A 6,960-nucleotide genomic window follows, 5' to 3' on the forward strand; every position below is an offset into this window, starting at 1 on the left:
GCTATTCAAAGTCGGTAGAAATGCTGAAGCACTCAGTTCGGTTGCTACTTCACTATCTTAAATTCTGGGATGTTCCTGTTCCTCCATGACTCATACCTTGATTCAGCAACGCCGTGGATTTGGCTTGCTATAGATATCGAAACACGAGAAATTGTCGGGGTGTACATTGGCGACCGCAGCCGTGAGGGGGCACAAGGATTATGGGATGCCTTACCCTCCGTGTATCGGCAATGTGCCGTCTCCTACACTGCTTTTTGGTCGGCTTACGATGAGGTGTTTCCCAGCAAACGGCATCAAAGTGTCGGGGTAGTCCTGCATAGTAATGATAACGCCAGTTTTTCATTCTATAGATAAACTGGCGTTATATTCATGAATAAAATACCAAATAGCTCCTATATGATTGGAGAGTTTTTTAGAGAACGAAAGAGTTTTTCTTACCAAACGGGATATTCTTTGTCTCATCGTATTATTAAATCTTTCTATATAGTTCGTTTGACCACTATCCTTGAATACTGGTTTGTGTCTTTTTTTAGGAAAAACTATTTGATAAGCGCTCCAAAAGTCTGTATAGCTGACAGCACATTGGCGATAAACTGCCGGCAAAGAATTCCACAACCCTATCGCACCAGTTTCATCTCTTTTACCAATATATACTCCTACAATTTCTTTAGTTAATATATCAATTGCCAGCCAAATCCACTGCTTGTTACCCTTACATCCTACAAATGACCACATTTCATCACATTGAATTATTAGCTTACCTTTTTTTTTGAGGTTACTTGCACTTTTCTTTTGACTGCTCCTAATTTTTGATTGACATAGTACTGTAGCCACCGTTCAGAAACTCCTGTAGCTCTTACAATTCCAGCTAAAGGTATTTTTTCTAGTAATAGCCGATCTATTAACTCTCGCTTTTCTTCGGAAATAGGTTGATGCCTGGGAGTCATGACAAATTGTCTGCCACAATCTCGACATTTAAAATTTTGTTTACCAGTGTGAGTATGACCATTTTTTACAACGTATTGAGAGTCGCACTTGGGGCATTGCATAAGCTAAAAATTAAGGTAGGTTGAATAATTAAAATTATAGTTCATTAGCATTACTATGCAGGACTACCAGTGTCGGTAAAGAGAGTGGCTCTCACAAGCTTAATTGAGCGGTTTAACTGCACCTTACGCCAGAGAGTATCACAGTTGGTAAGGAAGACGTTATCGTTTTCCAAAAAGTCAGAAAATCATATTGGTGCAATTTGGTATTTTGTTCACACTACAACTCATCCTTACTTGTTTAGGACTACCCATCAAATAAACGCAGAAAATTATTTCCCACCACTTTTCAATGTCCGGGAAATGAGTAAAGCGATAATCCGTCCAACCCAATTCCTGCTTGTCCTGCCGAAAGGCATATTCAACCCAGGTTCTTAAGCCATAAAGATTTCCTAAACTCTTCTTGATGTTCCCCTGAAGATTTGTCATCACGAAAACCGTAGAATTTTCAGGCAGAGTTTCTGGGTCTAGGGTTATTTCCCAATAACTTCGATGACTTCTCTTGCCAAAAATGATTTCTCTAATATATCTTGTTTGAGAGGTTTGATTACTAAATATTTTCTGAAATTGATGCCATTTATTAGCTCTAACGCTTTCATGAGAGGGCATCCAGACTCCGTGGTTACTTCTAATCGCTACAATCCAGGGTAATTTTAATTCATCTAATGTTCTAATAAATGAGCTGGCTTCCCCATATAGACTATCAGCTAAGACTAATTCAACCTTGAAGCCAAACTCAATTAATTCTTTAAGGATGTCCGATGCTAATTCGATTTTCGTTTGATACTTCTCTCCTGATTTCAAGGTTCCTTTTGGCTTAAAGACTTTAAATAGTAAAGGAAACGTTATATTTTCATAGATACCATAGGCATTTACTGAAACAATTCCTCGGTCAACCTTGCCGATGCTGCCTAGATATTGTCTTGCTACATAATCCGTTCTTTTCCCCTTTTTTCTGTCTCCAGTTTCATCAATTACTACTGTGCTCGCATTGCCCTTTAACGCCGCTAATGTTTGCGATAATCTTCGCCCTCTTAATTCGCTTACTGACCAAGGTGACTTCGCTATAAAGTGATGCAGCGCTTGGGCAGATTTTAATCCAACTACTTTCGCGATTTCCGGTAGCGATTTTCTCTTGATTCCTGAGATTATTCCTAGGTGTAAATATCTAAAACATTCATAACTTCTCACTTCGGGAAATAAGTATGAGTACCCCACACAATATTTATCGATGAAGGATACCGTTGGCTGTGCATCCCTTGGTAAATGCTTCAGGATTTGTAACTCTACATCCATTACCCTGCTTACAATGCACGAGGTTTACAGTATTTATTTCTTTATTCTAATTCTCGGAGAGTGACACAAGAGGGATATGCACAATTGCTATTGAGCCAGAGCGTTGCGGTTTCGCTCAAAATGGCAAATTTATACCTTCAAGGACTCTGAAAGCATCCTCAAGCCGTCTACTATCTGCCTGGGCAGGCAACTGGCTGATTCAACGGATGCTGCACTGTTGGCTCAGGCGTGGCGGCAACCAGGAGGACTTGTCCAGTGGGAGACATCTGCCAGCCGGTGGCTTCGATGATTGGGGTATGGGATGTGGGTTTTTTGATGTAAGCCGTTGGGGTGTCGGGTGTCGGGTGTCGAGTTTGTTGAGCCACGACTAGGCGGCGTCGGTCAAGCCATTCGGCATCATCGTCTAATTGTTGTTCCGGATTGGGAGGCAACCCACCCCGACCCGTGACGACGAACGAGTTGCCTTCGCTAGCCGGACAGCCTTGAGCGATCGCGTCAGAACGATCTACAAAATCGGTTGGGAATTCTACTAATCCCGTAGTGGGATCTACATCAGGTCCAATAATTTGCACATTACCCGGCAACTCGCGAGTTGCCCCTGTGGCGGTGATATCACTGGTTTGAGGAGAAGCTACATCCCGAAATTGAATACCAAAGATACCTTGAGTATTGAGGCTAACATTCCCGCCCCGAAAATTCCGAGAATTGGCGCTAATATTGCTATCTTCCTTAGGCACAGCAATCAGAAACTGGGTATCAATGGCAATATTCCCACCAGGGATGTTGTCTCCAGTTGCATTGGTTGAGATGTTGCTGCCGTTGCGTAAGAGAATCAAGGACGAGCGCAAATTAATATTGCCCCCACCCCCAGACGTGTCGGCTCGAATTCTGCCCCCATTGTTGAGAAAGATGTGATCGGCATCGGCAAATAAAGAACCTGCACTACCCGTGCTGGAACTACTAACGCTGACTTGTGCGCCATTTTGAATGCTGAGGTTACCCGTTCGCAGCGTTAAGTTACCACCCGTACCACCGCCGCCCGTTTCAGCCGCGATGATAGAACCATCTCCGGTCAGCGCGATCGACTCGGGAGCGGTAATTGTCAGGTCTCCTCCATCCCCACTGCCGCGCGTTGAAGCCGAGATTTGTGCCCCCTGTTGCAAGTTCACCCGCAGGGTTTGCCCGTTGCTCCCCGGTTGAATGGTTAAGTCCCCTGCCTCTCCAGCACTGGTGGTTTCGGTAAACAAACCACTGGTTGCACCCGCAAGTTGCAGGTCAGGTGTATTCAGTGTGATGTCACCCGCCCGGCTGTTACTCGATGTTGTCGTGACCAATCGCCCGCCACGGCTCAAACCAACTGTGTCGGCACTCACTGTGATACTGCCAGCATCCCCTTGCCCCCGTGCCGCCGTGGTGATGGTGCCTTGGTCAGCAACGGTAAGTGAGCCTGTGGTGATGCTGACATCTCCTGCGCTTCCCACCGCTTGTGACTCGGCTGAGGTTGTTATCCCACTGGCGAGGTCGGGACGAGTTGGAGCTGTGCCACTAATGTGTACTGAGTCACGAGCATTGATGGTGACTCGACCCGCATTTCCCTGCCACCGCGTGGAGGTATTAATCGCACCCCCATTGGTCAGAGAGAGTGAGTTAGTGGTGATATTTACATCTCCTCCTTCACCCACTCCTCGACCCACTCCTTGACCCCATACCCTCCTCTCTCTACCCTCGACTTGACGCCACAGATCGTCTGAAAGCACTTGTGTGAAGATACCGCTGGTGTAATATTCTCTATGGGAGATGTTCCCAGAGCTAGTCTCTAGAAGGAAATCACCCTCAATAGAGACCCGATCGCGAGCATTGATAGTCACACTGCCTGCATTTCCCTGTGCTCCTGTGAAGGAAACCATGTGACCACCATTGGTGAGAAATAGCGACCCTGTCGTGATCTCAATATCGCCACCATCACCGACAACAGTTTCTGGTCGAGGACTAATAGAATTAATTGAATGTAGGTTTGTGACCGAGGTATTGATATGAGAACCGTCATCAAGAGAGACGCTATCGCCAGCATGAATGGTTACCCTGCCTGCATTCCCCTGTCCATACGTTGCCATAGACAACAGTCGAGTTAAGCCTCTGAGAGAAACGGTATCGCGGGCATTGATAGTGATATTGCCTGCATTGCCTTCTCCATCTCCAAAAGAGTTGAAGGATAACAGTCGAGTGGCTGTAAGCGAAAGAGAACCCGTGGTGATGTTAATATCGCCAGCGTTACCTATACCTCCTATATGGCTCTGTATCCATACCTGCGGGAAAAAGCCTGAGACTGGGTCAACCTGACCCAAAGTAACGGTATCGCGGGCATTAATGTTTATGTTGCCTGAATTTCCCCGTCCATACGCGACGGTAGATAGCGCACTCGTATCCACGTCCGACTCCGTGACCAAACTCGTGACCGAAAGCGAACCCGTGGTGATGTTAATATCGCCAGCATTGCCAACAGCACTCCAATCCACTTGAGTCGCTAGGACACTGCGATGTATCAAAATGTGATCGCCCGCCGTCAGATTGATGTTGCCGAGATTTCCCTGTCCATATCCATGCAATTTGTTCTTCAAGTCGCTATCGCTAATGGTGATAGCGTTCGTTGCGTTCAGCTCCATCTCTCCAGTTTGGGCATCGGGTAACGTCGAATCGCCGGGAATTCCCATATAAAGGTTACTTCTGTCGAGGATATCAATGTCGCGGGCGAGCACTCGAATACTGCCACCGACTCCCAGCGTAAAAATGCTACTGCCATTCCTTAAAGAGACATCGGCTCGTGCTACCTGTGAGGGAAAACTTAAATCTATGTTGTTGCCATCAACATTCAACCCGACCATTCCTGACCCAGCTACTCCTCCCAACTCGACTCGACCACTCAGAGCCTGCAAATGTGACTTCTGGATAGTCACATTGCCGCCCACAAGTGCTAGAGTTTTGCCCGGTTGAACCTGAAGAGAGGTTTGAGGGGTGAGAGTAATCGTATAAGTAGCGCTGCAACAGCCGTTAACATTCGCATCCCAGTCACTCAACGGTAACCCGGAGCCTGAACCGTTAGGCTCACCCGATGCGCCAAAGATGTAGCCCTGTGGACTGCGGGGGTTATTAGGGAAGAGGGAAATGCCCAGGTAATAGATGCCAGAGGCAGCAGGAATGAAGGGTTCGCTCAATGGTACAGTTGAGTGCTGGATGATGGAGTCAACTATGTCATTGTTACTGGACAAGCCCAAGCCACTACCATCAAATAAGAACAACTGGGTATCCTCCCAACGTGTGCCATTCACCGTACTCGCGGCGAATGGCACACCTTGGGTTAGGAACATTTGATACAGGTCAATATCGTTGACATTGTCCAAATTGCCAGAGATCGCGTTCAAGCTTGTTCCATCAGTCGCGCTGTTGACAGCTTGGGCTGTATCGGGAAGCTGACCGGCATCGCCTACTTCAGTAAACGGATTCTCAGTCACAGGAGTCTGCACAACGATATCTCCTTGCGTACCATTGAACTGCAACCCTATCGGCACACTGATGGTCAGCAAGGGAGGAACCGAGGAATTTACGGCACTGAACTCTGTACCATCGGCGAACTGAATGCTACTGGCGGTACTGCCCACAAAGGAACCGCCGATTTTCAAGCTGGCATTTTGACTAAATATAATTCCATTGGGATTGAGCAAAAACAGGTTGGCGGTGCCGTTTGCTCGGATTAAGCCATCAATATTAGAAATTGACCCACCTGTGACTCGCGTTAGGATATTCTGCACATCTGCCGCATTGTTGAAGAAGGCAGAGCCTCCGGTGGGTATGGAAAAGTCGCTAAAACTGTGGAACAGATTGCCACCCCGCGTTGCTCCTCCGTCAATCTGGAAGTTGGGATTGCCTGAAACGAGCGATCGCTCTCCCGTAGGCAGCGTGTTATCTGGAACTACTTGTGCTGCGAGCGGTTGAAAACAACCGAGTCCCCACACAGTACTACCCATCAAAACCCATATATTTAGATGCCACCCACTCATCAAATCTTGCCTCCCGTATGGCGATTATTAATGCGATTTGCTGCGAGTAAATAACCCGATCACGACACACCCAGAAAGTGAACTCAAAGAATCTACTCGCTCCGGTTCTAGCGTTACTTCATCCCAACATTTCCTCCAACTAATGCTGATTCCCTTGAAGCTGATAGTCCCTAATCCACTCAGAGCCCTCTTCAAATCCTCGACGGTAGTACACAAAAGCACTAAGTAGTAAATGTTGAAGCCAAGAAAGATGCTTGTGTTGACTGTTTTGCCATCCTAGAGTATAAAGCTTATAGCCCATGTAGCCTACTTTTTCAACGTGCATTTCACACCTCTACTAAAAGTCAATATCTGAAGAATGGTTTGGAGATTGCTGATTGTATAGCCAGATTGCCGGGAAGCTTGACTCTGCTGCTCTAGTAATTCTGCAAGCCACTGCTCAATTTCTTGGGCGTTGCATAATAAGGGTATGAATTAGGGGAAATCGCCATGCAATGTCCTGAGTGTGGCTCCTCCCATGTCCGGAAGAATGGGAAGAACAAAGGTAAGCAAAATCACATCTG

General features: G+C 46.6%; 2 protein-coding genes and 5 pseudogenes. 4 read left to right on the top strand and 3 right to left on the bottom strand.

Features of this window, described 5'->3' with window-relative positions:
• Positions 1–89 (top strand): annotated as a pseudogene (locus H6F74_RS25685) (IS1 family transposase); the annotation flags it as partial.
• A 25-nt stretch (positions 90–114) separates the two neighbouring features.
• Positions 115–306 (top strand): annotated as a pseudogene (locus H6F74_RS25690) (IS1 family transposase); the annotation flags it as partial.
• Between the two features lie 33 nt (positions 307–339).
• Here the strand turns inward: H6F74_RS25690 and H6F74_RS25695 are convergent.
• A protein-coding gene (locus H6F74_RS25695; RefSeq protein WP_199301639.1) for an IS1 family transposase occupies positions 340–1,049 on the bottom strand; the annotation gives its coding sequence in 2 pieces (ribosomal slippage) (positions 340–773 and positions 773–1,049; 711 coding nt in all).
• A gap of 71 nt (positions 1,050–1,120) precedes the next feature.
• On the opposite strand from H6F74_RS25695, the pseudogene H6F74_RS25700 reads away from it, so the two are divergent.
• Positions 1,121–1,265 (top strand): annotated as a pseudogene (locus tag H6F74_RS25700) (IS1 family transposase); the annotation flags it as partial.
• A gap of 39 nt (positions 1,266–1,304) precedes the next feature.
• Here the strand turns inward: H6F74_RS25700 and H6F74_RS25705 are convergent.
• Together H6F74_RS25705 and H6F74_RS25710 are read right to left on the bottom strand one after the other, a co-directional pair.
• Positions 1,305–2,342, bottom strand: a pseudogene (locus tag H6F74_RS25705) (IS701 family transposase); the annotation flags it as partial.
• Positions 2,343–2,512: 170 nt separating this feature from the next.
• Positions 2,513–6,397 (bottom strand): filamentous hemagglutinin N-terminal domain-containing protein, encoded by a 3,885-nt coding sequence (locus tag H6F74_RS25710; RefSeq protein WP_199301640.1) that lies wholly within the window; start codon positions 6,395–6,397, stop codon positions 2,513–2,515.
• A 489-nt stretch (positions 6,398–6,886) separates the two neighbouring features.
• Between H6F74_RS25710 and H6F74_RS31210 the strand changes: the two are divergent.
• Positions 6,887–6,960: pseudogene (locus H6F74_RS31210) on the top strand (IS1 family transposase); the annotation flags it as partial.

The sequence above is a fragment of the Trichocoleus sp. FACHB-90 genome (genome assembly GCF_014695505.1).
Classification (GTDB): domain Bacteria; phylum Cyanobacteriota; class Cyanobacteriia; order Cyanobacteriales; family FACHB-T130; genus Funiculus; species Funiculus sociatus.